At 72.0% G+C, this 26,847-nt stretch carries 29 protein-coding genes; 19 read left to right on the top strand and 10 right to left on the bottom strand.

Annotation, left to right across the window (positions count from 1 at the left end; all coding sequences use genetic code 11):
* Positions 1-190 precede the first annotated feature (190 nt).
* Positions 191-940 (bottom strand): dienelactone hydrolase family protein, encoded by a 750-nt coding sequence (locus tag ACGF12_RS06940; RefSeq protein ID WP_393026594.1) that lies wholly within the window; start codon positions 938-940, stop codon positions 191-193.
* 141 nt (positions 941-1,081) lie between these two features.
* On the opposite strand from ACGF12_RS06940, the gene ACGF12_RS06935 reads away from it, so the two are divergent.
* The gene (locus ACGF12_RS06935; protein ID WP_393026591.1) at positions 1,082-1,954 is read left to right on the top strand and encodes a helix-turn-helix domain-containing protein; all 873 of its coding nucleotides are present in this window, start codon (positions 1,082-1,084) and stop codon (positions 1,952-1,954) included.
* 390 nt (positions 1,955-2,344) lie between these two features.
* Entirely contained in the window at positions 2,345-2,692 is a 348-nt protein-coding gene (locus ACGF12_RS06930; protein WP_393026588.1) for a VOC family protein, read from the top strand.
* Positions 2,693-2,760: 68 nt separating this feature from the next.
* Here ACGF12_RS06930 and ACGF12_RS06925 read toward each other — a convergent pair whose 3' ends face one another.
* Positions 2,761-3,597: a MerR family transcriptional regulator gene (locus tag ACGF12_RS06925; RefSeq protein WP_393026586.1), complete on the bottom strand. Its 837-nt coding sequence runs from the start codon at positions 3,595-3,597 to the stop codon at positions 2,761-2,763.
* Between the two features lie 143 nt (positions 3,598-3,740).
* Here ACGF12_RS06925 and ACGF12_RS06920 point away from each other — a divergent pair, with 143 nt between their 5' ends.
* Positions 3,741-4,145 (top strand): nuclear transport factor 2 family protein, encoded by a 405-nt coding sequence (locus tag ACGF12_RS06920; protein ID WP_393026583.1) that lies wholly within the window; start codon positions 3,741-3,743, stop codon positions 4,143-4,145.
* A gap of 88 nt (positions 4,146-4,233) precedes the next feature.
* Here the strand turns inward: ACGF12_RS06920 and ACGF12_RS06915 are convergent, their stop codons facing one another.
* Both ACGF12_RS06915 and ACGF12_RS06910 read right to left on the bottom strand, forming a co-directional pair.
* Positions 4,234-4,800: a lytic polysaccharide monooxygenase auxiliary activity family 9 protein gene (locus ACGF12_RS06915; RefSeq protein WP_393026580.1), complete on the bottom strand. Its 567-nt coding sequence runs from the start codon at positions 4,798-4,800 to the stop codon at positions 4,234-4,236.
* Between the two features lie 303 nt (positions 4,801-5,103).
* Entirely contained in the window at positions 5,104-5,487 is a 384-nt protein-coding gene (locus ACGF12_RS06910; protein ID WP_393026577.1) for a VOC family protein, read from the bottom strand.
* A gap of 90 nt (positions 5,488-5,577) precedes the next feature.
* Here ACGF12_RS06910 and ACGF12_RS06905 point away from each other — a divergent pair, with 90 nt between their 5' ends.
* Complete coding sequence (locus ACGF12_RS06905; protein WP_393026574.1) at positions 5,578-5,895, top strand: DUF6191 domain-containing protein; 318 nt, start codon at positions 5,578-5,580, stop codon at positions 5,893-5,895.
* A gap of 8 nt (positions 5,896-5,903) precedes the next feature.
* On the opposite strand, the gene ACGF12_RS06900 is transcribed toward ACGF12_RS06905, so the two are convergent.
* The 3 genes from ACGF12_RS06900 to ACGF12_RS06890 all read right to left on the bottom strand — a co-directional run bounded on the left by ACGF12_RS06900 (position 5,904) and on the right by ACGF12_RS06890 (position 7,881).
* A complete protein-coding gene (locus ACGF12_RS06900) occupies positions 5,904-6,446 on the bottom strand; it encodes an SMI1/KNR4 family protein (protein ID WP_393026572.1) in 543 nt (180 codons plus the stop codon).
* A gap of 176 nt (positions 6,447-6,622) precedes the next feature.
* On the bottom strand, positions 6,623-7,060 hold the full coding sequence (locus ACGF12_RS06895; RefSeq protein WP_393026569.1) for a nucleoside deaminase: 438 nt from the start codon (positions 7,058-7,060) through the stop codon (positions 6,623-6,625).
* Entirely contained in the window at positions 7,057-7,881 is an 825-nt protein-coding gene (locus ACGF12_RS06890) for an LLM class flavin-dependent oxidoreductase (protein ID WP_393026566.1), read from the bottom strand. The genes ACGF12_RS06895 and ACGF12_RS06890 overlap by 4 nt, the downstream gene beginning before the upstream one ends.
* 93 nt (positions 7,882-7,974) lie before the next feature.
* On the opposite strand from ACGF12_RS06890, the gene ACGF12_RS06885 reads away from it, so the two are divergent.
* Complete coding sequence (locus ACGF12_RS06885; protein WP_393026563.1) at positions 7,975-8,421, top strand: Lrp/AsnC family transcriptional regulator; 447 nt, start codon at positions 7,975-7,977, stop codon at positions 8,419-8,421.
* 110 nt (positions 8,422-8,531) lie between these two features.
* Here the strand turns inward: ACGF12_RS06885 and ACGF12_RS06880 are convergent, their stop codons facing one another.
* Positions 8,532-9,110, bottom strand: a complete 579-nt coding sequence (locus ACGF12_RS06880; RefSeq protein ID WP_393026561.1) for a dienelactone hydrolase family protein — start codon at positions 9,108-9,110, stop codon at positions 8,532-8,534.
* A gap of 94 nt (positions 9,111-9,204) precedes the next feature.
* Between ACGF12_RS06880 and ACGF12_RS06875 the strand changes: the two genes are divergently transcribed.
* Positions 9,205-10,968, top strand: a complete 1,764-nt coding sequence (locus tag ACGF12_RS06875; protein ID WP_393026558.1) for an IS200/IS605 family accessory protein TnpB-related protein — start codon at positions 9,205-9,207, stop codon at positions 10,966-10,968.
* A 103-nt stretch (positions 10,969-11,071) separates the two neighbouring features.
* Here ACGF12_RS06875 and ACGF12_RS06870 read toward each other — a convergent pair whose 3' ends face one another.
* On the bottom strand, positions 11,072-11,449 hold the full coding sequence (locus ACGF12_RS06870) for an ArsR/SmtB family transcription factor (RefSeq protein WP_393026555.1): 378 nt from the start codon (positions 11,447-11,449) through the stop codon (positions 11,072-11,074).
* Positions 11,450-11,571: 122 nt separating this feature from the next.
* Between ACGF12_RS06870 and ACGF12_RS06865 the strand changes: the two genes are divergently transcribed.
* Positions 11,572-12,858 carry an MFS transporter gene (locus ACGF12_RS06865; protein ID WP_393026552.1) on the top strand — a complete coding sequence of 429 codons (1,287 nt, stop codon included), beginning with the start codon at positions 11,572-11,574 and terminating at the stop codon, positions 12,856-12,858.
* 166 nt (positions 12,859-13,024) lie between these two features.
* On the opposite strand, the gene ACGF12_RS06860 is transcribed toward ACGF12_RS06865, so the two are convergent.
* Positions 13,025-13,672: a ScbR family autoregulator-binding transcription factor gene (locus ACGF12_RS06860; protein ID WP_393026549.1), complete on the bottom strand. Its 648-nt coding sequence runs from the start codon at positions 13,670-13,672 to the stop codon at positions 13,025-13,027.
* 234 nt (positions 13,673-13,906) lie between these two features.
* On the opposite strand from ACGF12_RS06860, the gene ACGF12_RS06855 reads away from it, so the two are divergent.
* The 12 genes from ACGF12_RS06855 (at position 13,907) to ACGF12_RS06800 (ending at position 26,823) form a co-directional block, all read left to right on the top strand.
* Positions 13,907-14,869: a ScbA/BarX family gamma-butyrolactone biosynthesis protein gene (locus ACGF12_RS06855; RefSeq protein ID WP_393026546.1), complete on the top strand. Its 963-nt coding sequence runs from the start codon at positions 13,907-13,909 to the stop codon at positions 14,867-14,869.
* Between the two features lie 56 nt (positions 14,870-14,925).
* Positions 14,926-16,167 (top strand): oxidoreductase, encoded by a 1,242-nt coding sequence (locus ACGF12_RS06850; RefSeq protein ID WP_393026543.1) that lies wholly within the window; start codon positions 14,926-14,928, stop codon positions 16,165-16,167.
* A gap of 26 nt (positions 16,168-16,193) precedes the next feature.
* Positions 16,194-16,892 (top strand): HAD family hydrolase, encoded by a 699-nt coding sequence (locus ACGF12_RS06845; protein WP_393026540.1) that lies wholly within the window; start codon positions 16,194-16,196, stop codon positions 16,890-16,892.
* Between the two features lie 83 nt (positions 16,893-16,975).
* Positions 16,976-17,629, top strand: a complete 654-nt coding sequence (locus ACGF12_RS06840) for a TetR family transcriptional regulator (RefSeq protein WP_393026537.1) — start codon at positions 16,976-16,978, stop codon at positions 17,627-17,629.
* A gap of 131 nt (positions 17,630-17,760) precedes the next feature.
* Positions 17,761-18,801, top strand: a complete 1,041-nt coding sequence (locus ACGF12_RS06835; RefSeq protein ID WP_393026534.1) for a LysR family transcriptional regulator — start codon at positions 17,761-17,763, stop codon at positions 18,799-18,801.
* A gap of 415 nt (positions 18,802-19,216) precedes the next feature.
* Entirely contained in the window at positions 19,217-20,206 is a 990-nt protein-coding gene (locus tag ACGF12_RS06830; protein ID WP_387620537.1) for an NAD(P)H-dependent flavin oxidoreductase, read from the top strand.
* 105 nt (positions 20,207-20,311) lie between these two features.
* A complete protein-coding gene (locus ACGF12_RS06825; protein ID WP_393026530.1) occupies positions 20,312-20,902 on the top strand; it encodes a YciI family protein in 591 nt (196 codons plus the stop codon).
* Positions 20,903-21,015: 113 nt separating this feature from the next.
* On the top strand, positions 21,016-22,446 hold the full coding sequence (locus ACGF12_RS06820; RefSeq protein ID WP_393026528.1) for an FAD-binding protein: 1,431 nt from the start codon (positions 21,016-21,018) through the stop codon (positions 22,444-22,446).
* 37 nt (positions 22,447-22,483) lie between these two features.
* A complete protein-coding gene (locus ACGF12_RS06815; protein WP_393026525.1) occupies positions 22,484-23,419 on the top strand; it encodes a hypothetical protein in 936 nt (311 codons plus the stop codon).
* Positions 23,416-24,192, top strand: coding sequence for an alpha/beta fold hydrolase (locus ACGF12_RS06810; RefSeq protein ID WP_393026523.1), 777 nt, complete (start codon positions 23,416-23,418; stop codon positions 24,190-24,192). Before ACGF12_RS06815 ends, ACGF12_RS06810 begins: the two co-directional genes overlap by 4 nt.
* Complete coding sequence (locus ACGF12_RS06805) at positions 24,189-25,970, top strand: isocitrate/isopropylmalate family dehydrogenase (RefSeq protein ID WP_393026521.1); 1,782 nt, start codon at positions 24,189-24,191, stop codon at positions 25,968-25,970. The genes ACGF12_RS06810 and ACGF12_RS06805 overlap by 4 nt, the downstream gene beginning before the upstream one ends.
* Positions 25,963-26,823, top strand: a complete 861-nt coding sequence (locus ACGF12_RS06800) for a DUF6282 family protein (protein ID WP_393026518.1) — start codon at positions 25,963-25,965, stop codon at positions 26,821-26,823. The genes ACGF12_RS06805 and ACGF12_RS06800 overlap by 8 nt, the downstream gene beginning before the upstream one ends.
* The last annotated feature ends 24 nt before the right edge of the window (positions 26,824-26,847 follow it).

Genomic DNA, 26,847 nt, shown 5'->3' with positions numbered 1-26,847 from the left:
CGACCAGCCAGGCACAGGAAGTCGGCCCGTCCGACTTCCTACGCAACCGGGGTCCCTCATGTACGTCGGCAGCAGGAACGCATGCATACCGTCAGCTCGGGCCGCAGGACGGCCGCAGCCGGCCGGGGCCGGTGCCGGCTGGGCCCGCCCAGTTCACGTCGACGGACCGAGCCCCGCTCGTACCGCTCGTTCAACCCGCCGCCCCGCGCCCGTGCCGGGCAGTGAAGTCGAGCAGGCGGTGCCAGGCGTCGGTGCAGGCGTCCTGCCAGTCCGCGAAGGCGTCGTCGAAGAACGAGTGCGGGGCTCCCTCGTAGACGTGCATCTCGTGCTCCTTCCCGGCCCGGTCGAGACCGTTGGTGAAGGCCTCGAACTCGTCCGTCGTGGTGACCACATCCTCCCCGGCCAGCAGCATCAGCAGGGGTGCGGACAGCTGCTCGGCGCGGTCACCGAAGAACCGCGGGACCCCGTAGAAGCCCACCGCTCCGGCCAGGTCGAGGCCGGCGGAAGCCAGCCGCCAGGAGTACGAGCCGCCCAGGCAGAAGCCGACGCTGAACACCGGGTCGTTGCTCCACTCCCGCAGCTTGGCCACCGCCGCCGCCGAGTCGGCCTCGACGTGGGCGGGCTCCAGCAGCGGCATGTGAGTCGCCCAGTCGAAGGCGGAATCCCGGGAACCCAGGCCCGCGGTGCGGCCGTAGAAGTCCAGGACCAGGGTGCGGAAGCCGGCTTCGGCGAACCGCCGGGCGAGGTCCTCGTAGAAGGGGTGCAGGCCACGCCGGTCGGGCAGCAGAAGGACGCTGCGGCCGTTGGGAGCGGTCGGGGCCGCGCGGAAGGCGCCGAACCGGTTCCCGTCGGCTGCGGTGATCTCCAGCCGGCCCTCCTCCGCGACCGAGCCCGTGGTGACGGGGGCGGCGGGCGGGCGGCTGTCGGTGGGGTGGCACATGGGGAATCCTTCGGGGTTCTCATGGTTGCGTTGGTGCTTTTCGGACGCGCCCCAGCCTGTCGCGACCGGTCCGGCGTATCCAGACACCTGCTGTTACGGGTACTGACAGGCCCACCTTTGTCGCCGGTCATACTGGCCGGCATGGGAGATCACCAGGATTTGGGCGAGTTTCTGCAGGCCCGTCGGGCCCTGATCACTCCGCAGAGCGCCGGACTGCGCGGCGGGGGACGACGCCGGGTACCGGGCCTGCGGCGGGAGGAACTGGCGCAGCTCGCGGGGATCAGCGTCGAGTACTACCAGCGGCTGGAGCAGGGCCGGGCGAAGCATCCGTCCGATGAGGTCCTGGACGCGCTCGCCGAGGTGCTCCGCCTGGACGAGGTGGAGCACGAGCACCTGCACGTCCTGGCCCGGCCCGGCCGGCGGCGCAGATCCGCCGCGCCGGCTCCGGACGGGCCGGTGGTCCGCCTGGAACTGGTGCGTCTGCTGGAACACGTGAGGGTCCCGGCGATGGTTCTGACCGACCGTCTGGACGTCCTCGCCCTGAACCCGATCGCAAAGCGGCTGTTCGTCCACGGCGCGGCCGCCCCGCCGGGGACGTGGAACCTGGCGGCGTTCCTCTTCCTCGCTCCGGACGGGCGGGAGTTCTACGTAGAGTGGGACCAGATCGCGGCGGACACGGTGGGTCAACTCCGGGCGACCGCCGGCCGCTACCCCGACGACCCGGAACTGACGGAGCTGGTCGCCCGGCTGCGCGCGGAGAGCGACACCTTCCGCGGGCTCTGGGCCCGGGCGGACGTGGAGGTCCGGACGCACGGGACCAAGAGCTTCCGGCACCCGGCAGTGGGGACGCTCACGTTCACCTACGAGACCCTCGATCTCTCCGGGGACGAACGCCAGCGGCTCGTGACCCTCACACCGGTCCCGGACGGCCCGACCGAGGCCGCGCTGCACCTGCTCGCCGCGTGGGCGGCGGAGTCGCCGGTGCCGGCCGCTCGTCAGTCCTTGGGTGTCTGAGGCGCTTCCAACGCCTGCACTGAGGTCCGGGCTGTCAATCCAGCAGCCGACCTCCGCGCATTCGACCACCACGCCCAGCGTCCCAACCCCACCGCACGGGAAGTCGCCCGTCCGACTTCCTACGCAGTTGCGGCGCCTCGCGCGCACCCGCACGAGGCGCCGCAATACCCACCCTTCCGTCGCCCCCGCCCCCTCGCGCTCGTTCGCGCGAGGGGCCGCAACTGCTCGTCCGGGAACTACCGAGGGCCGACCGGGGCTACGTCCGCCGGGACCACGCCCCGGTGGCCCCGGCGCGGGGCCTGTTGCGAAGGTGCGCGCGGTGGCGGATGTGCCGTCGCACTCCTGGGAAGTTCCGAAGACACGTCTGTTGTTCTCTCTTGGAGTCGCCCCATGTCCGTCCGTCGCGTCGTGCCCAACATCCAGTCAGAGGCTGCGCAGGAGAGCCGGGAGTTCTACGGCCTACTGGGATTCGAGGAGGTCATGAACCACGGCTGGATCATGACACTCGCCTCCCCGTCCAGTCCGGCGGCGCAGGTCAGCATCATGGCCGGCGACAAGACGGCACCGCTCGCCCCCGACATGAGCGTGGAGGTGGACGACGTGGATGCGGCCTATGCGGTCATGCAGGAGAGCGGCGCGGAGATCGTCTACCCCTTGCAGGACGAGGAGTGGGGAGTGCGGCGGTTCTTCGTCCGCGACCCCAACGGCCGCGTGGTCAACGTGCTGGGCCACCACTGACGCCTGTGCCGCGCCACCGCGACGGGCCGACGCCTTTCCCTCGCGGCCCGTCGCTCTCCCGGATTCCGCTATCCGTGCTCAGCGACACCGGTGCGGAAGACCGGCCAGCAGACTTCGGTCCGCCACCGGGTGCTGTCCGGGGTGTGGCGCTGCCCGACCAGGTAGTACTCGCGGATCGGACCGTCGACGGCGAGCGCGTGGCGCGCCACGTAGGCCGCCAGCGCACCGTACGCCCGGTCGACCTCGGAGGGTGGCCCGCAGTGCTCGATCACGGCGAGTTCGACCGGCGGCACGAGCAGGGGTTCGACCCGACCGACCGGCCGGACCGGGCCGTCGCAGGGCACGAAGACGGTGGCCTGCCCCCGGTGCAGGGTGAACAACTCGTCCGCGTACACGCCGCCGGCCTCGCCCGTCTCCCGCAGCCCCTGGCTCGCCACGGTCGCGAACAGCTCACCGAGAGCGCCCTGGAACCAGGCTCCGACCTCCTCCGCCCCGACCGTCGCCGTGATCGCCGCCGCCTGGACCTCGCCGACGCTGCGCAGCTCGATCCTCGGTGTCTCCCCGTCGCCGGGCGGTGACAGCAGGTCCCGCAGTGCGGCGACCGCGCACTGGGTGCGGCCCAACTCCTCCTCCAGCCGGTGCAGGTGCGCACTGATGTGCCGGTTGCGGGCGGGGACATCCGGGGCGGCCAGAACCGTACGGATCTCCTCCACGGGCATCCCGAGGTCGCGGAAGCGGCGCACGACCTGGGCCACGGGGATCTGCTCGGGCGAGTAACGCCGGTAGCCGGTCTGCGGGTCGACGTCGACCGGTTCCAGCAGCCCTCGCTCGTGGTAGTGGCGCAGGGTTTTGACGGTCATGTGGGTGGCGCGGGAGAAGTCGCCGATCGACAGGTAGCTCGTCACCCGTCGATTGTGCGCTCTCCCCCAGGGGGAGGGTTCGGCGGCGCCCTCGCCCTTGACCCTCCCGCGACGGCCGCCGGAAGCCTGGTGCCCACGGCCGGAACCGAGGCCGTCGATCACCTGCCGAACAAGGGAGTTGGCCCGTCATGCCGCAGACCACCGTCACCGATGTCGACCGGATCGTGCAGCGCTACGTCGCCGTCTGGAACGAGCCGGATCCGGCCGCGCGCCAGCGCGCCGTCGCCGAGCTGTGGGCTCCGGACGGCGTCGAGTTCGTCGAAGGAATCCGGTTCTGCGGACACGACGGGCTGACCGGCCGGGTCGCGGAGGCGTACGGACTGTTCGTCGCCTCCGGCGACTACCACGTCACGGACGACGGCCACGTCACCGTTCACGACGACGTCGTCATGCTCACCCTCCAGCTGACGTACGCCAAGGGCCCCCGCCTCGACGAGGTCGCCTGGGCCGCCCGGGCCTTCCTCGTACTGGACGAGGAAGGCCGGATCCTGCAGGACTACCACCTGACCGTCCAGCCGCTGCCCGAGGCGTAGCCCCGCGCAGGAGGAAGCGCCGCTGCCGCCGCGTCCAGACAGCGGTGGGGAGGTTGCCCGTCCACAACGGGCAACCTCCCCTGGGGAGTTACCGAGTGAAGTTCACATCGATCACCTGGTAGAAGGCGTGACCGGTGTCGGCCACCTCCCACACACCGAGGATCACGTGATAACCGGAACGCACCGGCAGCTTGACCGAGTGCGGCTTGTCGAGGTGCGGGTCGTCCTTGGCCTCCGGCATGTCCCAGTACGGGAGGTCGTCGTACGGCTTGTACGTCGCGAACGGCTCAGGCTCGAACTGGGCGCGGCTCAGCGGAGCGCGCGGGTCCCAATCCTCCTTGGTCACGAAGTAGTTGTAGCGGCGCGTCCGGTGCTTCATCGAGAAGTTCCACTGGAAGGGCACCTCCGTGTCCGACGGAAGATCGACCTTCGGCCAGTCCCGTACCTCATCGAGCACCGCGCCGGCCGGCTCACTTCCACCGCTGGCGATCTTGCCGTCCGGCGGCACCGGCTTGGGCCCGCTCACGACATCCGTCGGCACGTCCGGGTCCGTCAGCCCGACCTGCTTCCCCGGGAAGAACTTGCCCGCCTCCAGACCGTTGGACGGCCAGCCGCCGTTGAAGTGGATGTCGGCGCGAGAGCGGGGATTCGTCATCCATCCGTGCCTGGGAGCCGCCTCGCCGTGATTTTTCGCAGCCATTTCCATCTCCTCTCCGAGTCGATGCGCAGGGCAAGGTCACGGCTGCTCAGTGGGCCGGATCAGGCCCAACACATGAGCAGCCGCCGTTTGCCCGGCTGAGATTGGTGATTCGTAGGCTACTTACTGTCAACGGCTAAAGCGCGCACGCCACCCACACGAGGCCGTCGTGTTGTGACCACCGTCCGGGAATCGGAGCCGCCATCGGCCAGGACGACTCCCTGCCGCCCAGGAAGTCGGACCATCCGACTTCCTGCGCCATCAGTCAGCCTCGCCCTGCGGGGCGAACACGCAGAACTCGTTCCCCTCGGGGTCCGCCAGCACGTGCCACCGGATCTCGTCGTCGGGCGCCCGGAGCACTGTCGCCCCCAGGGCCGCCAGCCGGCCCGCATCGCCCCACACGTCAAGGTGCATCCGGTTCTTGACCGTCTTCCGCTCCGGCACCGGATTAATCCAGATCAACGGACCGTTCCCGGTCGGATCGACGATCGGAACCCCCCACCCGTCCGGTAGCTCCACTCCGTCGATCGACTGCCTGCGCACATATCCGATCGCCGCACACCACCAGTCGGCCAACCCCTGGTGATCGGTCGCATCCAGTGCCAGGTCCTTGAACCGCGCGGGCGCCGCACTCTCATCGCTCATGCGCACCACCAAAGCATCAAGTATCCATTCGCCACACCGAATTGATGCCAGACTAGGAACGGATCGGCCACCCACGCACGTTGGGTCGGCATGGTGATGATGGCGGGTCTGCTCTTCATGGCGGTGCTGGTGATCGTGCCCTTCACGCTGGCCTCGATCCGCCACCTCGTGGTGCGCTCCGGCCACCCCGCCTGGCTCTCCCGTCGCCTGAACGCCCGGTCCCGTTCCGGCAGTCTCGGCCTCGGCGCCGCCGCGACCGAGGAGTTGCACGCGTTCTTCAACGCCAACAAGCGCGTCCAGATCGAGCAGCGCCAGGCCCAGCTCACCCTGCCCGACGACGGCCACGCCGGCGCCCCGCCCCGGACCGGCATCGACCTGGACGGCGGCACCGCCGTCGTCAAGCGTTGAAGGTCGCCTCAGACCTGCCACTCCTCGTCCGAGGGCCAGTTCCGCACCCACTCCGCGAAGCCCCAGGCCTCCGGCCCGGGCACCGGCAGGGCGGCGACGTCGGACACCATCCAGACCTCGCCCCGCCGGGGCCCGGTCGTCACCAGCAACCAGAACGACTGCCCGTCGTCCGAGCCGAGCACCACCGACCCGTGCAGGAACACCGCGTCGATCCGGGGGTCGTCCGGGTCGACGTCCTCGTCGTCCTCCCACAGCCAGGCCGCCTCCAGCGGGAACGACTCCCCCAGCCGCCGCTCACCCAGGTCCGGCCAGCCGTCGGGCAGCCACCCCAGTGGCTGGAGGCCGCCGTCCTCCGCCGGGCCGAGGCTGCAGCCGTTGCTGATCTCCGCGACGAAGGTCCGGTACGGCTCCGGCAGGACGACGCCGTTCACCGCCTCCCAACGCGCGACGCCCTCACCACCCAGGGCCGGTTCCCGCCACTCCGGTGGGAAGGCGGTGCGCAGGGCATCGAGGACGGCTTCGTCGGGACGCTGGTCTGGGGTGCGAGTCACGGCACGATGCTCGCAGAGGCCACCGACACCCCGGACTGCGGCAGCCCCTCGCAGACCGGCGGGGCGCGAACTCGCGCCCCGCCGACCGCCATTCGGCCCGACAGACCCCCGTCCCGTCGGGTTCCCTGATCGCGGCGCCGCCCGTCCTCGGAGCGAGCGCCCGCACCTCCCCGCCGTCAGGACGACCGGTAGTACGTCTCGATCGGCCGGCGCGCCTCCTCGAACAGCGCCGGACCGTCCTGCTGCACCACCGGCCAGGCGCCCGACTCCGGGTTGAGCTCGACGAGTTGCTCGGTCGCCAGCGCGTACACCACCCGCCCGAGCCCGGAGCGGACGAGCGCCCCCGCGCACATGCCGCAGGGCTGGCAGCTGGTGTACATGGTCGTACCGGCGGCCTCCTCCGGGCTCAGCTCCCGGGCGGCCCAGCGGGCGAGCTTGAGTTCGGGGTGCGCGGTGATGTCGTCGTCCCGCCGGACGGTGTTGTGGGCCTCGACCAGGACCGTCCCGTCCGGTGCGGCCAGCAGTGAGCCGTACGGCGCGTCGCCCAGTTCGACCGCCCGGGCCGCGACGGCGATCGCGCGCCGCAGCAGCGCCTCGTCGGCAATCGTGATCATGACTGTGCCTTCCCGTGGGCCTTCCAGTGTTCCGAAACCGTCGCCAGAGCCTGCCACGCCACGTCGTACCGACGGGTCTCCTCCGGGTCTCCGTGGTACGGGTCCAGCACCACGGCCTCGGCGCCCAGCTCGCGCAGCTCCGCGAGGTCGCCCATCACCTGCGCCAAGTCGCCGACCCCGGCGGGCCGTTCGGGATCGTCCACCGGCGCGTCCGTCAGCCGCAGCGCGATCCGCGGCGCGAACCCCGGCAGCTCGTGCTCCGCCAGCACCGAGCGCATCCGCGCGATCGGCAGCCGCAGCGGGTGCCAGGCGTCGCCGAACTTCACGGCCCGACGGAGCGCCGCCTCGCTGTGCCCCCCGATCCAGACCGGCGGCGCGGCGGTGTCCCGCCCCTGCCAGGCCTCCCGGATCGCCCCCAGGTACTCGTCCGCCAGCCGCCCCCGCGCCGCGAACGGCACCCCGAGCGCGTCGAACTCCTGCCGCGCCCAGCCGACTCCGACGCCGAGCACGAACTGCCCGCCGCTGAGCCGGTGCAGGCTGTCCGCCATCCGCGCCACCAGCAGCGGGTGACGGTACGGCAGCACCAGCACCGTCGTCCCGATCCTCAGCCGTCCGTCGGTCACCCCCGTCAGCCACGACAGGGTCGCGAACGGGTCGTAGAACGGCTCCGGGTAGCGCTCGGCCACGTCCGCGGTCACGGCCACGTGGTCCGAGACCATCAGCAGGTCGAACCCGAGGTCCTCCACCACCACCGCCCACGCGCGCAGCACGCCGGGGTCGGTGCCCGGTCCGAAATTCGGTACGTTGACGCCAAGTTGCATGCCCCGAGGCTATTCCCGGGCACACCGCGCCCGGAACAAGATCCTCCCGGTGATCACTGCCGTCCGCCGCGAATCTCCCGGTAATATCGCCCGGTGACCGCGAACCTCGACGACACCGACTGGGCGATCATCGACCAGCTCCAGCAGGAGGCCCGGATCTCCCTCAGTGAGCTGGGCCGCCGGGTCAACCTCAGCCCCTCCGCCACCACCGAACGGGTGCGGAACCTGGAGTCGCTGGGCGTCATTACCGGCTACCACGCCACCGTCGACCTGGCCAAGGTCGGCTACCCGGTGCTCGCCGTCGTCCGGCTGAAGTACCCGGGCAACCACCACCAGCCGCTGCACCGCGTGCTCGCCGACCGCCGCGAGATCCTGGAGTGCCTGCGCACCACCGGCGACGACTGCTACACCCTGAAGGTGGCCGCGACCTCCATGGAACACCTGGAGACCCTCGTCGACGAGCTCGCCGGCTTCGGCAGCACCACCACCAGCGTCGTCTACAGCCAGACCCTCCCCCGCCGCGGCCCCTCGCGCCCCTGACGGTCACCCCGCCGGTACGACCGGTGCGACCGCCCCGGCCGGCACCGGGAGCGGATCCCGAACCGGCCGGCACCGGGAGCGGATCCCGAACCGGCCGGCCCGACGCCGGATCAGTCCTCCAGGTCCGCGAGGAAGTCCACCGCCGCCGCCCAGGCGCGCTCGGCGGCCTCCTCGTCGTAGTCGGGCAGCTCCGGGTCGGTGAACAGGTGCCCGGCGCCCTGGTAGCGGTGCACCTCGACCTCCGCGCCCGCGCGCCGCATCCGCAGGTACCAGGCGTTCAGCCAGTCCTCCGGCTCGTACGGGTCCGGGTCGGCCATGTGCAGCTGGACGGGGATCGAGGTGGCCGCGTCCTCCCGCAGGTCGGAGGTGCCGTGCAGGAGCAACAGTCCGCGCGCCTTCTCGTCCGCGAGGGCCAGGTTCTGCGCGATCGCGCCGCCGAGCGAGAAGCCGGCGTACACCAGCCCGCCCTCGGAGAGCGGGGCGACGGCGATGACCGCGCGCTTCAGCAGTTCCTCGCTGCCGCCGATCTCCTCCTGGTAGGCACGCGAGGCCTCGGAGTCGTCGAAGGTCCGCCCCTCGAACAGGTCCGGGGTGTGCACGGTGTGCCCGGCGGCGCGCAGCCGGTCGGCGGCGGCGTGCACGACCGGGCGCAGGCCGTCGGCGGAGTGGAAGAGGACGATCTGGGCCACGGTTCGGGCTCCTTCGGCGAATGGGATCAAGCGAATGGGATCAGGGGTGGTGAGCTGCTGAGGGTTGAGTGTTGTTGAGTGATCTCTGGTGTTCATGAGTGAGTTTGTCGGTCTCTGCCGAAGTGTCGTCGAGATGCTTTCGTTTGACCATTTTCGGGCCGTTGATGCTGTTGCGTGTGCCACCCTGTGCGTGGTCGAAGGAATCGCAGTGGGGTTGGGGGTCGGGCTGGCTGTGTTGCGGCAGATCGCTCGGCCGTTCGTCGCCGATCCCGCGTCGGGCGTGTGCATACGGGACCGACTCAGGGGCCTCACGGCCGAGGACGATGCGGTGTTGCGCCTGCTGGGCGGGCACCTCGGGTCTCTCGCCTCGCGGGATCTGGCCCGGCGCGTCGCCGACGGCCTGGAGCACTCGGCTGAGACCTGGGCGGCCCGCAAGCGCGACCTCACACCACAGGCGTCGTCGCGCTGGGCCGGGTCCGTCACGAAGGCCACGCACGATCAATGGGGCCTGTCCCGGCGCGCGCAGTGGCAGCACCTCCAGGGGCTGGAGGTGGGAATCGCCACGATCCGCCACCGCCTCGCGCTGCCGCTCGGCGAGAAAGGCACCAGGCGGCAGCCCGGCGGCTACCGGTCACGGCGGGAGTGGCACGCCAAGTCCCGCCGACTGGCACACCTGGAGCGCGAGTACGAGCGGGTCAGGGCGGAGCGCGAGGCGGGCCGGGTGTCGGTGGTGCGCGGTGGCCGCAAGCTCCTCAACAACCGGCACAACCTCCAAGCGACTGGCCAGAGCGTCGAGCAGTGGCGCGCCCGGTGGCAGGCCGCCCGCTGGTTCCTCGCGGCGGACGGGGAGTCGGGCAAGCGCTACGGGAACGAGACCATCCGGGTCACCCCAGGCGGCGGAATCAGCATCAGGCTGCCCGCGCCGCTCGCACATCTCGCCAACACCCCGCACGGCCGGTACGTCCTGGCCTCCACGGTGTCGTTTCCGCACCGGGGCGAGGAATGGCGCGACCGTATTGAAGCGAACCGGGCCGTCGCCTATCGCATCCACCTCGACGTCGAACGCGGGCGCTGGTATCTGGACGCGAGCTGGCAGCGCAAAGACCTGCCCGTCGTACCACTGGAAACCCTGCGGGCCGGCGAAGTGATCGGCGTGGACATGAACGCCGACCACCTCGCCGCCTGGCAGCTCGACACCCACGGCAACCCCACCGGCCGGCCACGCCGCTTCGACTACGACCTGTCCGGAACCGCCGAGCACCGCGACGCACAGCTCCGGCACGCGATCACCCGCCTGCTCCACTGGGCCAACGACACCGGCGTCAAGGCTCTCGCGATCGAGGACCTCGACTTCACCGACTCCAGGACCCGCGAGAAACACGGCCGCAAACGCCGCTTCCGCCAGCTCGTCAACGGCATGCCCACCGCCAAGCTGCGCACCCGGCTCCTCGCGATGACCGCCGAAGCCGGAATCTCCGTCATCGCGGTCGATCCCGCCTACACCTCGACATGGGGAGCCGAGCACTGGCAGAAGCCCCTCACCACACCGAAACGCCCCGCGAGCCGCCACCAGGCGGCGAGCGTGGCGATCGCACGACGCGCCCTCGGACACCGGATCAGGCGACGGACGGCACCGCCCCGTGCACACCAGAGCGATGTGCACGGGCATCGGACCGCCCAGGCCCGACCCGGTGACCGGGGGCGTGAGGAAAACCGCCCCCGCGTACCCGGACCACGGACACGATCCGTCGGCGCTGAACGTGGCAGGAACGCGGTGGACCAGAACACCCAAGACCGTTCGGGGCGTTCGGCTGAGCAAAGGTCCTGGCAACAGGACCCACTCCCGCTCAGCCCCTAGGAACGGTACCCACCCATGATCCCGCACCCCATCCGACCGACCGGTAAACGCACGGCACGCAGAGGCCCCCGGCGGCCCTACGCCGCCGGGGGCCGAGCGCCGGTCAGGACTGCGGGGTCCAGGCCGCGACCAGGTCGAGCAGCCCGGGGAACCGGGCGTTGAGGTCGTCCACCCGCACGTGACTGCGGCGCTCCAGCCCGTACTGGCGCTGGCGCGTCACCCCCGCCTCACGCAGCGCCTTGAAGTGGTGCGTGAGCGAGGACTTGGGACGGTCGAAGCCGAACCAGCCGCAGGAGTGGTCGAAGTCCTCCGACTCCAGCAGGAGTTTGCGGACGATGGTCAGCCGCAGCGGGTCGCTGAGCGCGCCCATCACGTTCTCCAGGCGCAGCTCCTCGACGGCCGGCTCGGCGAGCGGTTCGGGCAGGTCGGACGGCTCCGGAAGCACCTTGAAGGCGGGTGCGTCGGCCGTGGTCGTGGTCATAGGCAACTCCTCAACTCCTCATAACCCGGTTCCTATGCTGTACGACTTTCATCGTACTGCATGCTAAGTTCGACTCGACTCGTACTGCTGGAGAGCCAACAGTCAGACCGGGAGGAACCGTCATGTCCGAGACCAGGACCGCACCCGTCCAGGCCGTCGAGGAGGTGCAGCGCACCGCCAAGACCACCGCCACCCCCGCCGCCGCTGCCGCTGCCGCTGCCAAGCCCACCGCCCCGCTGTGGTGGGTGTGGCTGGCCGCCTGGCCGGTCACCGCCGTCTTCGTCCTCTCGAACGCGGCCACGCCGCTGTACGTGCTGTGGCAGCACGACATCGGCTTCTCCAAGGGCACCCTGACCGTGGTGTTCGCGTTCTACATCGTCGGCCTGATCGGCTCGCTGCTGGTCTCCGGCGTGGTCTCGGACCGGATCGGCCGCAAGCCCGTCCTGCTCCCGGCACTGGCACTCGGACTCGCCGCCTGCCTGATCTTCGGAACGGCCACCAGCGTCGCCGCGCTGATCGTGGCGCGGCTGTTCACCGGCATCGCGGTCGGCGCGGTCGTCTCGGCCGGCATGGCCGCGGTCACCGACGTCGCCGGGCCCGAGCGCAAGCGGGTCGCCGCCCTGCTCGCCTCCTGCGCGATGGTCTTCGGCGCCGGCCTCGGCCCGCTGCTCGCCGGTGTGCTCTCCGAGCTGGCCCCCGGGCCGACGGTCACCGTGTTCGTCGTCGAGGCCGTGATCCTGGCCAGCGCCGTCCTGGTCGTCCTGCGGATGCCGGTGCGCCGCCCCGAGAACCGCGGCAAGGGCGCCTGGATCCGGGTGCCCGGCGTCCCCAGCGGCAACGGCCGTCAGCTCGCCCTCGGCATCGCGGTCTTCGCCCCCGGCATCACCGCCACCTCGTTCGTGCTCTCGCTCGGCCCGTCGCTGCTGTCCGGCCTGCTCGGCACCACCAACCGGATCGTCGCCGGCGCCATGGCCTTCGTGATGTTCCTCACCGCCACCGGCGTGCAGTTCGCCGTCCAGAAGCTGCGCCGCCGCACCATCCTGACGGCCGGCGCGGTGAGCACCATGCTGAGCATGGTCGCGCTGATCATCGCCGTGCACTCCCAGGCGGTCGCGGTCCTCGTCATCGCCGCGCTGCTGGCCGGCGCCGGCCAGGGCATGGGCCAGCTCGGCGGCCTGTCGCTGCTCAACTCCACCGTCGCGCCGCAGCGGCTCGCCGAGGCCAACGCCGCCCTCAACGTGGGCGGTTACATCCCGGCCGGCATCCTGCCCGTCTCGGCCGGCTACCTCAGCGACGCGGTGGGCCTGACCAACGGTGCCACGATCTTCGGCGCCGTGCTGACCGCCATCGCGGTGATCGGCGGCCTGGTGGTCCTGTCCACCAAGCGCGACGTGACCGACCCGGCCTGACCGGCCCGTACGAGACAGCACGCCCTCCCGGGGGACGGTGCACCGGCTGCCCAGCGGTGCACCGCCCCCCGGGCGTCTGCCGTTTCCGGCCGACGTCCGCCCACCGCGTCCACGGAGGGCGGACGTCCGCCGTTCACGGCAGACGGGCTTTGCGGACGGAGCCGGCTCACTCCGTCCGCAAAGCCCGGAACAAGAGATCGCTCAGATCCCGCCAACGCGCTACCACGTCGGCCCGTCCACTGAGAACGTCTGAGACATGCTGCGAACCGAAGAACGCGGACACCAGCGAGCGCGCCGCGTGCCCCGGCACGACGTCGGCACGCACCTCGCCCGCCTCCTGCGCGGAGGTCAGCAGGGACTCCAGCAGGGAGACCCAGTCCACGTACGGGGTGGGCAACGCGACGTCGATCTGCGGCCGTTCGATCTGCAGCCGGGCACCGGCCTGAACGATCACGTCGTCCTGGAACGCGACGGACGCCCGGTCCAGCATCCGGGCGGCGGTCTCCAGCGGACCGAGATCCTCCCGGGCGACCTCATCGAGCATTTTCGGCCAACGCGCGTAGTGCTCCTCCACGATCGCCACGGCCAGGGCTTCCTTGGTCGGGTAGTGGAAGTACACGGCGCCCTTGGTCATCTCGACCCGGTCGGCGACGTCCTTGACCGACGTCTGGCGGAAGCCCCGCTCGGTGAACAGCTCGGCGGCCCCCATCAGGACCCGCTGCCGGGTTCTGGCAGAACGCTCCTGCTTGGGGTCGGAACCCCTCCGAACTGGGGCTTTGGGTGGGGCAAAGACGATGGCTTGCGGCTCCGGCATGTAGGCAATTCTCCGTCGTCGGTCGGCATGGCGCCGTGTCGGGTGGGCAGGGTGTCGCGGGTCGATCGTGTTCGGTCGTGTTCGATGACAAAAAACTTACCCCTCAAGATTCCTTCCTGAAGGTATATTTCTCGGCGTCGCCACGTGCCGCGTCGGGACGATACCGGCGCATGGGCTGGCACGGCGAGCCAGGAGGGGGATCTGCACATGCATGTCATGCCTGGACTTGAACTGATGACCGACCGTCCGGGGTCGGAGCACCACTGGAAGACCATGGAGTTCGAGCGCTGCGTCCCGCGGACGTCCGTCCACAAGGCGGCCGACGCGGAAGTCCTGCTCACGGACGCGCAGCGGCTCGGCCCCGACCGATTCGCGGTCGCCGCCCGCTGGGACCGCGACCACTACCTCGCCCACCACGGCGGCCCCGCGGCCGACCCGGTGATGCTGGTGGAGACCACCCGCCAGACCGCCATCCACCTGTCCCACCGCTTCCTCGACATTCCGTTCGGCATGCCGTTCGTGCTGAGCGAAGCCTCCGTCGACCTGTCCGAAACGCTCCCCCCGGCGGGGCCGGAGCACCTCTCCGTCGGACTCGACGTCATCTGCCGCGGCCCCGCCGAGGGCGCCCGGCGCCTGCGCCTGGAGCTGGAGGCCGACGTCCTGGTCCGGCACCGCGTGATCGGTAGAACCCGGCTGCGCTGGGAGCCGATGGAACCCAGCCGCTACGCCATGCTGCGCCGGCGCGGCGGCGGCGAGCCCCTGCCGTCGCCGCTGCCCGAGCCGCCCCGGATCCCGCTGTCGCCGGCCACCGTCGGCCAGCTCGCCGAGCGGGACGTACTGATCGCCGCCGACCCGATGCGGGCCAACGCCTGGTGGCTGCGACTGAACCAGGACCACCCGGTGCTGTTCGACCACGAGTCCGACCACGTGCCGGGCATGGCGCTGGTCGAGGCCTTCCGGCAGGCCGGCCGGGTCGCCGCCGCGGACCGCCGGGCGGGCGCGAGCGGCGTGACACTGCTCACGGTGAAGTTCACGGCCTTCGGCGAGCTGGACGCGCCGGTGGCGATCACCGCCGAGCCGACCGGCCTCGGCGTCTTCACCCTGCGCGCCCACCAGGGCGAGCGGGAACTCGCCCACGCCACGGTCCGCTGCGGCGCGGCCGAGCCCGCCCGCACCCTGCTGGGGGCGGCGTGCTGACCACCCTCGGGACCACTTCCCGGGTCACTTCCCGGACAGCTCCCCCGACGACCCGAGTGGCCGCCCAAGGGGCCGTCCGAGCGCTCACCGACCTGACCACCCCCCGGAGCACCTCCCGGGCGACCCAAGGGGCCACCGACCTGACCACCCCGCTGACCACCGACCTGCCGGCCGCCGCCGAACCGCTGGACGGCCGGAACACCGCCGGCCCCCGGGAGGTGGTCAGCCTGCTCACCAAGCTCGCGCTGCACGACGCCCCCACCGCCGAGCAGCAGCGCCGGCTCACCCCGCAGGTCGCCGCCGCCCTGGTCGACGCGGGCTTCCCGCGCCACTTCGTCCCGTCCCGGTGGGGCGGCACTGCCGGGAGCTTCGCCGGGCTGCTCGCCGACGCCTCGGCCGTCGCGCAGGCCTGCGCCGCCACCGGCTGGTGCTCCGCCCTGTTCGCGGCGCACGGCCGGCTCGCCGCCTACCTGCCCGAGCAGGGGCAGCGCGACCTGTGGGCGCAGGGCCCGGACGTCCGGATCGCCGCCTCGATCGTCCCGCCGCAGGGCCGCGCCACCGAGGTGGCCGGCGGCTGGCGGCTGGACGGCGAGTGGCGCACGGCCAGCGGGGTCGACCACGCGGAGTGGGTGCTGCTGGCCTCCTGGACCTTGGGGCCGGACGGCCTCCGGGAGCACCGGATCTTCGCCGTGCCGCGCGCCGAGCTGACCGTCCTCGACACCTGGGACCCGGTCGGCCTGCGGGGCAGCGGCAGCAACAGCGTGGCGGGCGACGGCATCGTCGTCCCCGGGCACCGCTCGTTCACCCTGAGCGCGCTGCTGAGCCCGCTGCCCGACGCGGCCCGCTGCCACCGGGTCCCCTACCCGATGGTCGCCGGGCCGATCTTCGCCGCGCCGGTGCTCGGGGCGGCCCGGGCTGCGCTGCAGGCCTGGACGGACGAGTGCGGGCCGACCGTGCCGGGCAAGCCCGGCCGGAGCCTGCTACTGGCCGCCGCATCCGCACGGATCCACGCGGCGGGCTTGCTGCTGGAGTGCGCCGCCGACCGTGCGGACCACGGCGCGGTCACCCCCCTCTCGGTGGCCGAGAACCGCCGGGACGCGGCCACCGCGGCCGCGATGTGCCGGGACGCGGTGGACGAGCTCTTCCACGCCTCGGGCATGCGCGGCCAGTCCTCGGACAGCCGGGTGCAGCGCGCCTGGCGGGACGTCACGACCGCGGCCGGGCACGGCGCCCTGGACCTCGAAACGGCGGCCGGGGCGTACGCGGAAGCGGCCCTGGCGAGCCGGGGCGGGCGATGACGGGGCGGGCGATGACGGGGCGGGCGATGACGGCACCGGCCCTGCGGGTACGCCCCGCGCTCGCCTTCTTCGACGTGGACGAGACCGTGATCGCCGAGAAGAGCCCGGTCGCGTTCTGGCAGTACTGGCGGGACCGGCACCCCGACCGGGTCGCCGCCGACCTCCCGGACCTGTCGTCCGAGGTCGCGGCGACCCCCGACCGGGAGGCGCTGAACCGCCGGTACTACCGGCGCTACGCGGGCGTGCCGCTGGCCGAGCTGGAGGCGGCCGGGCGGAGCTGGTACGAGGAGTACCGCCGCGGCGGTTCGGCCTTCGTGCTGCCCGCCCTCGCCGCCCTCGCCGAACACCGGGCCGCGGGCCGCGCGGTGGTGCTGGTCTCGGGCTCGATGCGCCCTCTCCTCGCCGCACTGGCCGAGGAGTTGGGCGCGGCCCTGGTCTGCACCGAGCTGCTGGTGGACGCCGACGGGGTGTTGACCGGCGAGGTGCCGCGCCCGATGATCGGGCAGGCCAAGGCCGAGGCTGCGGTCCGGCTGATGCGCGAGCACGGCGCGGACCCGGCCGACTGCTTCGCGTACGGGGACCACGAGAGCGATCTCGCCCTGCTGCGCGCGGTGGGGCGGCCGGTGGTGGTGGGGGACTCCCCGCTGCTGAACCAGGAAGCGAAACGCTCCGGCTGGCCGGTGACCCCGGCCCGTCGGGGTCCGTTGGAGGCGGGACGCGCATGATCAGCTCGGCGGACCGGAAGGTTGAGACAACATTCCGTCCCGATGGTATGTATGTGCTCTCGCTCATCATGGAGGGTACGAACGTGGCGAAACAGGAACGGGCACGACGCACACGGGAGAAGGTTCTGACGGCTGCGGCCGAGGTCTTCGCCGGGCAGGGCTACAGCAGCACCACGCTGAACGCGGTGGCCGAGCGCATCGGGATGACCAAGGGCGCGCTGTACGGGCACTTCCCCTCGAAGAGGTCGCTGGCCGGGGCCCTGATCAACGAGTCCCGGCACACCTGGGCGAGTCTGCGGGCCGAGCACGACGCCCCGGACGCCGAGCCCGGGGCCGTCCTCGAACGCGTCGTGGTGGGTTTCGCCGGCCGGCTGCAGTCGGACGTGCGGCTGCGGGCCGCGCTCCGGCTCGCCGCCGAATGCCCGAACCTGGCGCAGTCACTCTCCGGCGTCCTCGCCGAGATGCACAACGCCCTGACGGAACTGGTCCGCCGAGCCCAGCGCGGCAGCGGCTTCCCCGGCTACTCGCCGCAGCTGGTCGCCGCCTTGCTGATGATCGTGATGTACGGGCTGCTGAACGCTCCTGCCGGGTGCGCCGAGATCGCGGGCGCACCCGGCGGGCAGCCGCTGTGGCGCTTGCTGTTCACGGCACTGACGGGGAACGGAGGGGCGGACTCCGCCTGCCCGGAGGGCGGTTCCACGACAGGCCCCGCCTCGGGCCCTGTTTCAGGCCCGTAAAAAATACCTTCTGGAACGAATTCTTGTGTCATGCTGCACCGTGGGCCCCGACTCGCGCGGGGCCCACCGGGCGCACAACCCCTGCGCGGGGCAGGGGCGACACCGCTTGGTACGACGCTTTGGAGGAGCGGATGAGCGTGCTGGACGAGTGGACGGACCGACGCACCTCGGCACACATGAGCCCCGACGCGCCCGGACCAGATCCGGCCGACGACGCCCTGCTCCGCGCGATGGCCGACGCCCGGGACGTCGACGATTTCGACATGCGACACCTCCGGTATTTCCTGACCGTGGTCCGCGCCGGCACCGTCTCGGCCGCCGCCCAGGAACTCCGGATTTCCCAGCCGAGCCTCAGTCAGCAAATTCGTCGACTGGAACAGAGAATCGGTGCGGCACTGTTCATCCGAAGTTCCCGCGGTGTTGAACTGACCGCCGGCGGCCGGGCATTCCTCCGGGAAATCCAGGGAATTCCCGGCCAGCTCCGCTCGGCCATCGCCGCCGTCGCCCCGGCGCCACAGGTGTGGCCCGTCGGGGTGTGCGGCGGAGTGCCGGCCGAGGTCCTGATCGAGGTCCAGAACGGCCTTTCCGGGCGTCGCGTCCACAGCGGTCACCAGGCCGCCCACCAGCCCGGCGCGAAACTGCGGATGCGCTCGGTGGACGCCGCCGACCAGGGCGAGCTGCTGCGGCACGGCGAGATCTCCTTCGGCATCGTGCGCCTGCCCATCCCGGTGCCGCACGTGGTCTGCGCCGTGGTCCGGGACGAGCCGCTCGGCGTCGTCATGGCCCGCGAGCACCCACTCGCGACCCGGCCCGAGCTGACCCTGCGGGACCTCTCCCGGCAGCGCCTGCTCTGGTACGACGAGGGCTGCGCGCCCGGGTTCGCCGAGTCCGTGCCCGCGCACCTGGCCCGGATCGGCTGGAACACCGTGCTGCACCCGGCCGACCAGGACCAGCCCGCGCTGTTCCTGCACGCCCTGCGCACCACCGCGGACCTGGTCGCCCTGCGCCCGCGGCGCGCCGTGGAGCGCGAGCCGCACCTGGTGTGGCGGCCGCTGCCGACCCCCAGACCGCCGCGCGAGCGCCTCGCCGTCACCGCGGTGCGGGGCAGCCACACCGCCCGCGTCCTGCAGGAGGTGTCCGCCGAGCGCGGCTGGCTGTTCCTCGCCGAGTAGCCCCCCCCCGCCGGTCCGGCGCGCGCCCCGCGCCGCCCCGGCCCCTGGCCGGCGTGTGATCCGGGTCTCCCCCTACCCGGATCACACGCCTTTTCGCGTTTCCGTCAACCCCCCGGTGTCCAGCCGGTATAGCACCGCCTTATGGCGGTCACACGGTTTACGTCTTGGACGCCGTTCGAATCCCCTGGCTAATGTCTTCACCAGAGCGCAGCACCGAGCAGCACCGGGCAATGAAGCCCAGTACGAAGCAGCTCAGTACAACTCAGTACAACGCGGGCCCCCTTCCGGAACGGTTCCGATCCGTGGAATACCCCCGCCCCCACCGCGCGGAATTCAGCGTCGAATTCGCCGCGCCACCCGTCCTCCTCGGCCCGCCGGGCCGGGCCAGACAAACGAACCGGACCAAGGGAGCATCGTGATCTCGACCAAGCTGACGGAACTGCTCGGCATCGACCACCCGGTCGTCTGCGCCCCGATGGGCGGAGTGACCGGCGGCCGACTCGCCGGCGCCGTGACGGCGGCGGGCGGCCTCGGCCTCGTCGGCGTCAGTTACGGCGACCCGGCGTTCATCGACGAGCACCTGCCGCAGGCCGCCGAGACCGGCGGCGTCTGGGGCGTCGGGTGCGTCATGTTCACCTTCGACGAGCGGCCCGGCCTGTGGGACAAGGTGCTCGGCTACGCCCCGCCGGTCGTCGAGCTCTCCTTCGGCAGCGCCACCCAGGTACAGAAGTACGTGGCCTCCGCGACCGAGGCCGGCTCCAAGGTCGTCGTCCAGGTGCACGACCCCGCCCAGGCCGCCATCGCCCTGCGGGCCGGGGCCCATGTGATCGTCGCCCAGGGCGCCGAGGCCGGCGGCCACCACGCCTCCCGCGCCACCCTGCCCCTGATCCCGGCCGTCCTGGACGTCACCCGGGGCCGGGTGCCGGTGGTCGCGGCGGGCGGTTTCGCGGACGGCCGCGGCCTCGCGGCGGCCCTCGCGCTCGGCGCCGACGGCGTGATGATGGGCACCCGCTTCGCCGCGACCGAGGAGTCGATGGCCTCCCCCGGCTTCAGGTCCCACCTGGTCTCCGCGAGCACCGCGGACACCGTCAACACCCGTTCCTTCGACGTCGTGCGCGGCATCCCGTGGGACCAGGTCTACACCGCCCGCGCCGTCGTCAACGACTTCACCCGCACCTGGACCGGCCGGGACACCGAACTGGCCTCCCGCCGGGGCGAGATCGAGCCCGCGTGGAACGCCGCCGTCGCCCGCGACGACACCACCCAGCGCGCCATGCTCGTCGGCGAGAACCTCGACCAGATCCAGGACATCCAGCCCGCCGCCCAGGTCGTCCACAGCGTCGTGGCCGACGCGGAGCGGATCCTCTCCGGGCTCTCCCGGCACCTCGGCGCCCCCACCGCCTGAGCCCGCCGCCCCTCCCCCGTACCCCCGCCGGGCCCGCACCCGGCACCTCCCCCACACCCCCACACCCCCGGCCACCAGATCCATCCACACAACCCGGAGAACCCCTTGATCCACGTACTGACCCTCACGTACCTGACCCCGCGTGAGACCGTCCTCGCCCACATGGCCGAGCACAAGGCCTGGCTGCGCGAGCACGGCGACCAGGGCCGCATCCTGCTCAGCGGCCCCCGCCCCGACGGCGGCGCCGTCATCATCACCGCCGACCTCGACGACATCCAGGTGCGCGAGCTCATCGAGAGCGACCCCTGGCACAAGCTGGGCATCGCCTCCTACGCCCAGCTCTCCTTCGAGGGCCGCAACGCGAGCCCCGGCGTGATCACCTCCCCGGTGCAGGACGACGGCGTCCTGCTGATCAACGTGGCCACCACCGACGACGCGGCCGCCAGCGTGGACGCGCTCGCCTCGGCCGTCGACCACGTCGCCGCCACCGCCGACGGCTTCCGCGGCTCCCGCCTGCTGACCAGCGTCGACGGCGACGCCATGGTCAACTTCGCGGCCTGGTCGAGCCAGGCGGAGTTCGACGCGATCTTCCAGGACCAGGAGTTCATGCGTCGCTACCAGGCCTTCGCCGAGACCACCACCGGCGCCAAGTTCCGGCTCTACCGCACCAGTCGGGTCATCACGCCCAACCGCTGACCCCGCACCAGCCCGCGAGGGCCCCGAGCGAACCCTCAGGCGACTCGCGAGGCCCCCGCAGGAACCCCTTCAGCAACCCCCGTTGCCTTCCACCCCACTTGGAGGAGAAGCACATGTCCGACGCGAACACCCAGGCCCAGTACGACCTCATCGTCATCGGCTTCGGCGCCGCCGGCCTGTCCGCCGCGCTGACCTACGCCGAGGCCACCGAGGGCCGCGAGACCCCGGCGAAGATCGCGATCCTGGAGCGCTCCAGCGAGGAGGAGCGCGGCGGTGCCACCCGCTGGACCGGCGCGTTCCTGCGGATCAACGAGGACAAGCAGCTGGACACCGACTGGGCCGAGCACGTCAGCCGGGTCTCCGGCGGCCTCGCCGACATCGAGTACTGCCGCACCGTCGAGCGCGAGACCAAGCAGACCCTGGAGTTCGTCGAGAAGCACGGCGTCGAGATCGCCTTCGAGCACTTCCCGCTGCCGCACACCTTCGCCGCCGGCCAGCCGTCCATGGCCAAGCCGGCCAGCCCCCGCGGCGGTGGCGCCTCGATCGTCGAGCACCTGGGCTCCGCCCTGGAGAACGACACGCGCGTCGACATCCGTTACCGGACCGAGGCGCTGCGCCTGACCACCACCGAGGACGGCACCGTCGACGGCGTCCTGGTCCGCGGCGCCGACGGCCGCACCCAGCGGCTCACCGGCCGCGCCGTCGTGCTGGCCTGCGGCGGCTTCCAGGGCAACCCGGAGATGCTCACCCGCTACGTCGGCGAGAAGGCCTGCGACCTGCCGCTGATCGCCCCCGGCATCACCAACAACCGCGGCGACGCGCTGCGGATGGCCCTGGAGCTGGGCGCCGACACCGCCGGCCAGTTCGACGGCATCCACGCCGAGCCCGTCGACACCCGTACCAACAAGGCCGACTCGGTCCTGTACGGCTTCGCCACCGGCATCTTCGTCAACCGCAAGATGGAGCGCTTCTTCGACGAGGGCCGCGACACCTGGGACAACACCTTCGAGCACGTCGGCTACGAGATCTGGAAGAACCAGGACCAGGAGGCGTACTGGATCGCCGACGCCAAGACGCTGGCCATCCCCGGCATCATGACCTCGCTGCTCAGCGATGTGCCGCCGGAGCAGGCCGACAGCCTGGAGGAGCTGGCCGGCAAGCTCGGCATCGACGCCGAGGCGCTGGAGAAGACCGTCGCCGAGTTCAACGCGGCCGTCGGCCCCGGCGAGTTCGACCCGACCCGGATGGACGGCAAGGCCACCGTCGGCATCGAGCCGAAGAAGTCCAACTGGGCCACCCCGCTGGACACCGCGCCGTTCATCGGCGTCCCGGTGACCTCCGCCATCTGCTTCACCTACGGCGGCATCCGCACCGACATGGACGGCCGGGTCGTCACCCCCTCCGGCACCGCCATCCCCGGCCTGTACGCGGCGGGCGAGGCCACCGGCCTCTTCTACCACGCCTACCCGCCGGCGACCTCGGTCCTGCGCTCGCTGATCTTCGGCCGGCTCGCCGCGCACCACGCCGCCGCCCAGCAGGCCTGATCCACCCCCAATCCACTGCACTGCACCTGGAGGAACCGTGAGCATCGTCAACATCGACGTCACCCTCCGTGACGGCGGTTACCGCAACGGCTTCAACTTCCCCCTGGAATACGCGCTGAGGCACGCCAAGCTCAGCGTCGAGGCGGGCTTCGACTGGGTCGAGATCGCCTACCGCAAGGGCTCGCTGGTGCCGATCCCGAACCTCGGGCTCACCGGCCGCGGCGACGACGAGTTCATCGCCGCCGTCGCCCAGGAGGTCGGCCCGGACCGGGTCGCGATGATCCTGCACCCGAAGAACATCACCGAGCAGGACCTGCCCGCGATGTACGCCGCCGGCGCCCGCCTGGTCCGCATCATCCTGCCGTCCAAGGGCTACGAGAAGGGCCTGGAGTACATCCGCCAGGCCAAGGAGATCGGGTACACCGTCGGCGTCAACTTCGCCCGAATAAGCCAGTGGTCGGGCCGCGGCGTCGTCGAGGTGGCCACCGCCGCCACCGACGCCGGCGCGGAGTTCGTCTACCTGGCCGACTCCAACGGCAGCCTCTCCCCGGTGGACACCACCGACCTCACCACCCTGACCAAGTCGGTCACCGGCGGCCCGGTCGGCCTGCACGCCCACAACAACCTGGGCCTCGCCCTGTCCAACGCGATCAGCGCGGTCGCCGCCGGCGCCACCTGGATGGACTCCTCGATCCAGGGCATGGGCAAGGGCCCGGGCAACCTGATCGCCGAGCAGTGGCTGGCGCACCTCGACCGCACCGACGCCGAGGCCTCCGCCCGCCTCCACCTGGGCCACGCCCTGGAGCTGGCGGAGCTGCTGCTCGCCACCGTCCCGGAGGGCACCCCCTCCCTCCCGCTGCCGGACCTGGTCCTGGGCCGCTACGACCTGCCGGTCGAGCACCGCAAGGACGTGGTGGGCGGCAGCCACCACGAGGGCATCGCCACCGCGCGCACCCTCGCCACCGTCCGGTGACCACCACCGGACGCACTGTGCCGGCGGCGGTCTTCGGACCGGAGACCGCCGCCGGCGCGGCACACGCCCTCGTCCTCGCCCCCGTCACCCCCCGCTGGGACGGCGGAGCCTTCTTCACCCCCGTCACCCAGGCGCTGGCCGAGGCCGGCCTGCGGGTGACGGTGGTGGACACCCTCTCCGCCTGGGACGAGGAGATCGACTCGCTGGCCGCGCTCGCCGACCGCTGGCGTCAGCTCCTCCCCCAGTACGGCCCGGTGGACCTGCTCTGCGGGAACGCCCTCGGCGGAGCGGTGGCCCAGGCCCTGCTCCCCCACCTCGCCCCGCACACCGCGGCGCTGCTCGTCTCGGGCCCGGCCCGCAGCTCCACCGTCCTGGAGGCCAGGCTCACCGAGATCGCCGACCTGGCCGCCAGCGGCCGCTCCGGCGAGGCCCTGGCCCTGCTCAACCGGCGCGTCCAGCCGCACGACCGCCGTTTCGAACCGGGGGCCGACACCCCCGAACCGCACGACCCGGAGGCCGGGCGCCGCCTCGCCGCCGGGATGCGGATGCTGTGCGGCATCGACCTGACCGACGCGGTGCGCGCCCACCCCGGCCCGCTGCTGCAGATCGTCGGCGGTCACTCCCAGCTGGTCGGCCACCGCCACACCGCGGCGGCCGACCACCACCGGGTGCACGTCATCCCGGGGGCCGGCATGCGCCCCCACTTCGAACGCACCGCAGAGGTGTCCGCCCTGGTCGGCACCTTCCTGCAGGAGAAGGGACTCAGCACATGAAGAGCGTCGCGGTACTCCCCGGCGACGGCATCGGACCGGAAGTCACCTCCGCGGCCCTCGACGTCGTGGACAAGCTCGGCCTCCAACTCGACCTGCGCTTCGGCGAGATCGGCTGGGAGTGCTGGCGCCAGGAGGGCAACCCGGTCCCCGAGCGGACCTGGAAGCTGCTGGAGGAGACCGACACCTGCCTGCTCGGCGCCATCACCAGCAAGCCGCTGCGCGAGGCCGAGGCCGAACTGCCCGCCGAACTGCGCGGCACCGGGCGCACCTTCGTCTCCCCGGTCATCCAGCTGCGCCAGCGGCTGAGCCTGTACGCCAACATCCGCCCGGTCATCGACCTGGTCGACGGCCGCTTCGACTTCACGGTGATCCGCGAGAACACCGAGGGCCTGTACGCCGGCTACGACTTCCACGGCCTGGACGACGCGCTCTGGAACGTGGTCCGCGACCACCCCAACGCCCAGGCCTCCGGCCCGGATTCGAGCAGCGTCACACTGCGGCTGCAGACCCGGTTCGGCATGGACCGGCTGCTGCGCCACGGCTTCGAGTACGCCCGCTCGCACGGCTACGACCGGCTCACCCTGGTCGACAAGCCCAACGTGCTGCGCCACAGCAGCAACCACCTGCGCGAGCGCCTGGAACTGATCGCCGGCGAGTACCCCGAGATCGAGACCGAGATCCTCAACGTCGACGCGATCGCCCTGTGGCTGGTCCGCCGGCCCGAGCGCTTCGGCGTGCTGGTCGCCGAGAACATGTTCGGCGACATCCTCTCCGACCTCGGCGCCGGCGTCATGGGCGGCCTCGGCCTCGCCCCCAGCGGCAACATCGGCGACCACGGCAGCTACTTCGAGCCGGTCCACGGCAGCGCCCCCGGCATGGCCGGGCAGAACCGCGCCAACCCGATGGCGATGGTGCTCACCGTGGCCCAGATGCTCGACCACCTGGGCCTGCCCGTCCCCGGCGGCGAACTCCGGGCCGCCGTCCGGGCGGTCGCCAAGCGGCGCACCACCGTCACGTACGACATGGGCGGCACCAGCGGCACCCGCGAGGTCGCCCTGGCGGTCGCCGAGGAGCTCACCGCGGACGAGTCCCCCGAGTCCCCCGAGGGCGTGGTGGACCGGCTCGCCCGCCTCGACACCGCCTCCGTCTCCGACGCGCTGGACAGCCTCGGCGTCGGCGGCGTGCTGGCCGGCATCGCCCCCCGGGTGCCCGGCACCCGGGCCGCCGGCCGCGCCTTCACCGTCACCTACCAGCCCGTCGACAGCACCGCGGAGGGCTTCCGCAACGCCGCCAACTACCTGGACGACGTGCCCGAGGGCTCCTTCGTGGTGATCGACAACGCCGGCGACACCAGCTGCACCAACTGGGGCTCGCTGCTGACCAAGCTGGCCCAGCGCCGCGGCGTGCGCGGCACCGCCCTGCACGGCTCGGCCCGCGACATCGCCGAGATCCGCGCCGCCGGGTACCCGCTGTTCAGCACCGGCGCCACCATGGTCAGCGGCAAGAACCGGGTGGAACTCGCCGCCACCGGCCGGGACGTCGTCATCGGCGCGGTCACCGTACGGCCCGGCGACATCGTCGTCGCCGACGACAACGGCGCCCTGGTGGTCCCCGCCGAACACGCCGCCGAGGTCGCCGAGCGGGCCGAGCGCGTCGAGCGGACCGAGAGCGCCATCGCCGAGGCCGTCGACGCCGGCCTGCGGCTCGACGAGGCCCGCCGCCGGTACGGCTACGCCAAGCCCTGGGACGACGGCGGCGCCCAGCAGTCCCATGCGTGACCCGGCGGGGAGCGTGGTGGTGGACCTCCACTACCACGCCGGCCCCGACCTCTACCGCCGCCGCCTCACCTCCCTCGGCGCGGGCCGGGCCTACCAGGACGTCGGCGGGTGGGTGGTGCTCAAGAGCCACCTCAGCTCCACCGCCGCGCGCGCCTGGGAGGCCCGCCAGGAGGGGCTGCCGGTCTCCGGCACCCTCGTCCTCAACGAGCTGGCCGGCGGGGTCCGGCCCCGGGCCGTGGAGCAGGCGGTCTACGCCCACGGCCCGGACAGCCCGGCCCGCCTGGTCGTCCACCTGCCCACCCTGGTCGGCCACACCCACTGCTCACCGCTGCGCCGCACCCCGTTCCACCCCCTGCTCGACCCCGAACGGTGGCGGACCCGCCCGGTCCTCGACGACGACGGCCGGCTGCGCCGGGACGTGCGCGAGGTGCTCCGGGCGGCCCGCGACCTGCCGGTCGCGGTGGCCACCGGGCACAGCGACCGGGAGTCGGCGCTGCGCATCGTGGACGAGGCGGTGCGGCTCGAACTGCCCCGGCTGCTCCTCACCCACGCGACCCACCCCATGTCGGGCTTCACCCCCGACAACCTGACCGACCTGTCCCAGGTGCCCGGCCTGTACGTCGAGATCACCGCGCTGACCCTGTTGCTGGGCCATCGCGACGCCGGGCACCTGAGCGAGCTGGTGCACGCCCACCCCCGGGTGCTGTTCAGCTCCGACCTCGGACAGCCCGACCAGCCGGACGTGAAGGAATGGCTGGACCTGAGCACGCAGTGGTTCCGGGCCGCCGGCCTGACGAACCGGGAGATCCGGGCCATCACCTGGGCCAACCCGGTGAACCTGCTGACGCCGTGAACGGACCTTCAACACTCCCCGATC

Source organism: Kitasatospora sp. NPDC048296, from assembly GCF_043201815.1.
Taxonomy (GTDB): Bacteria; Actinomycetota; Actinomycetes; order Streptomycetales; family Streptomycetaceae; genus Kitasatospora.
The sequence above is the reverse complement of the archived record's forward strand: the minus strand, read 5'-3'. Positions and strand labels throughout refer to the sequence as shown.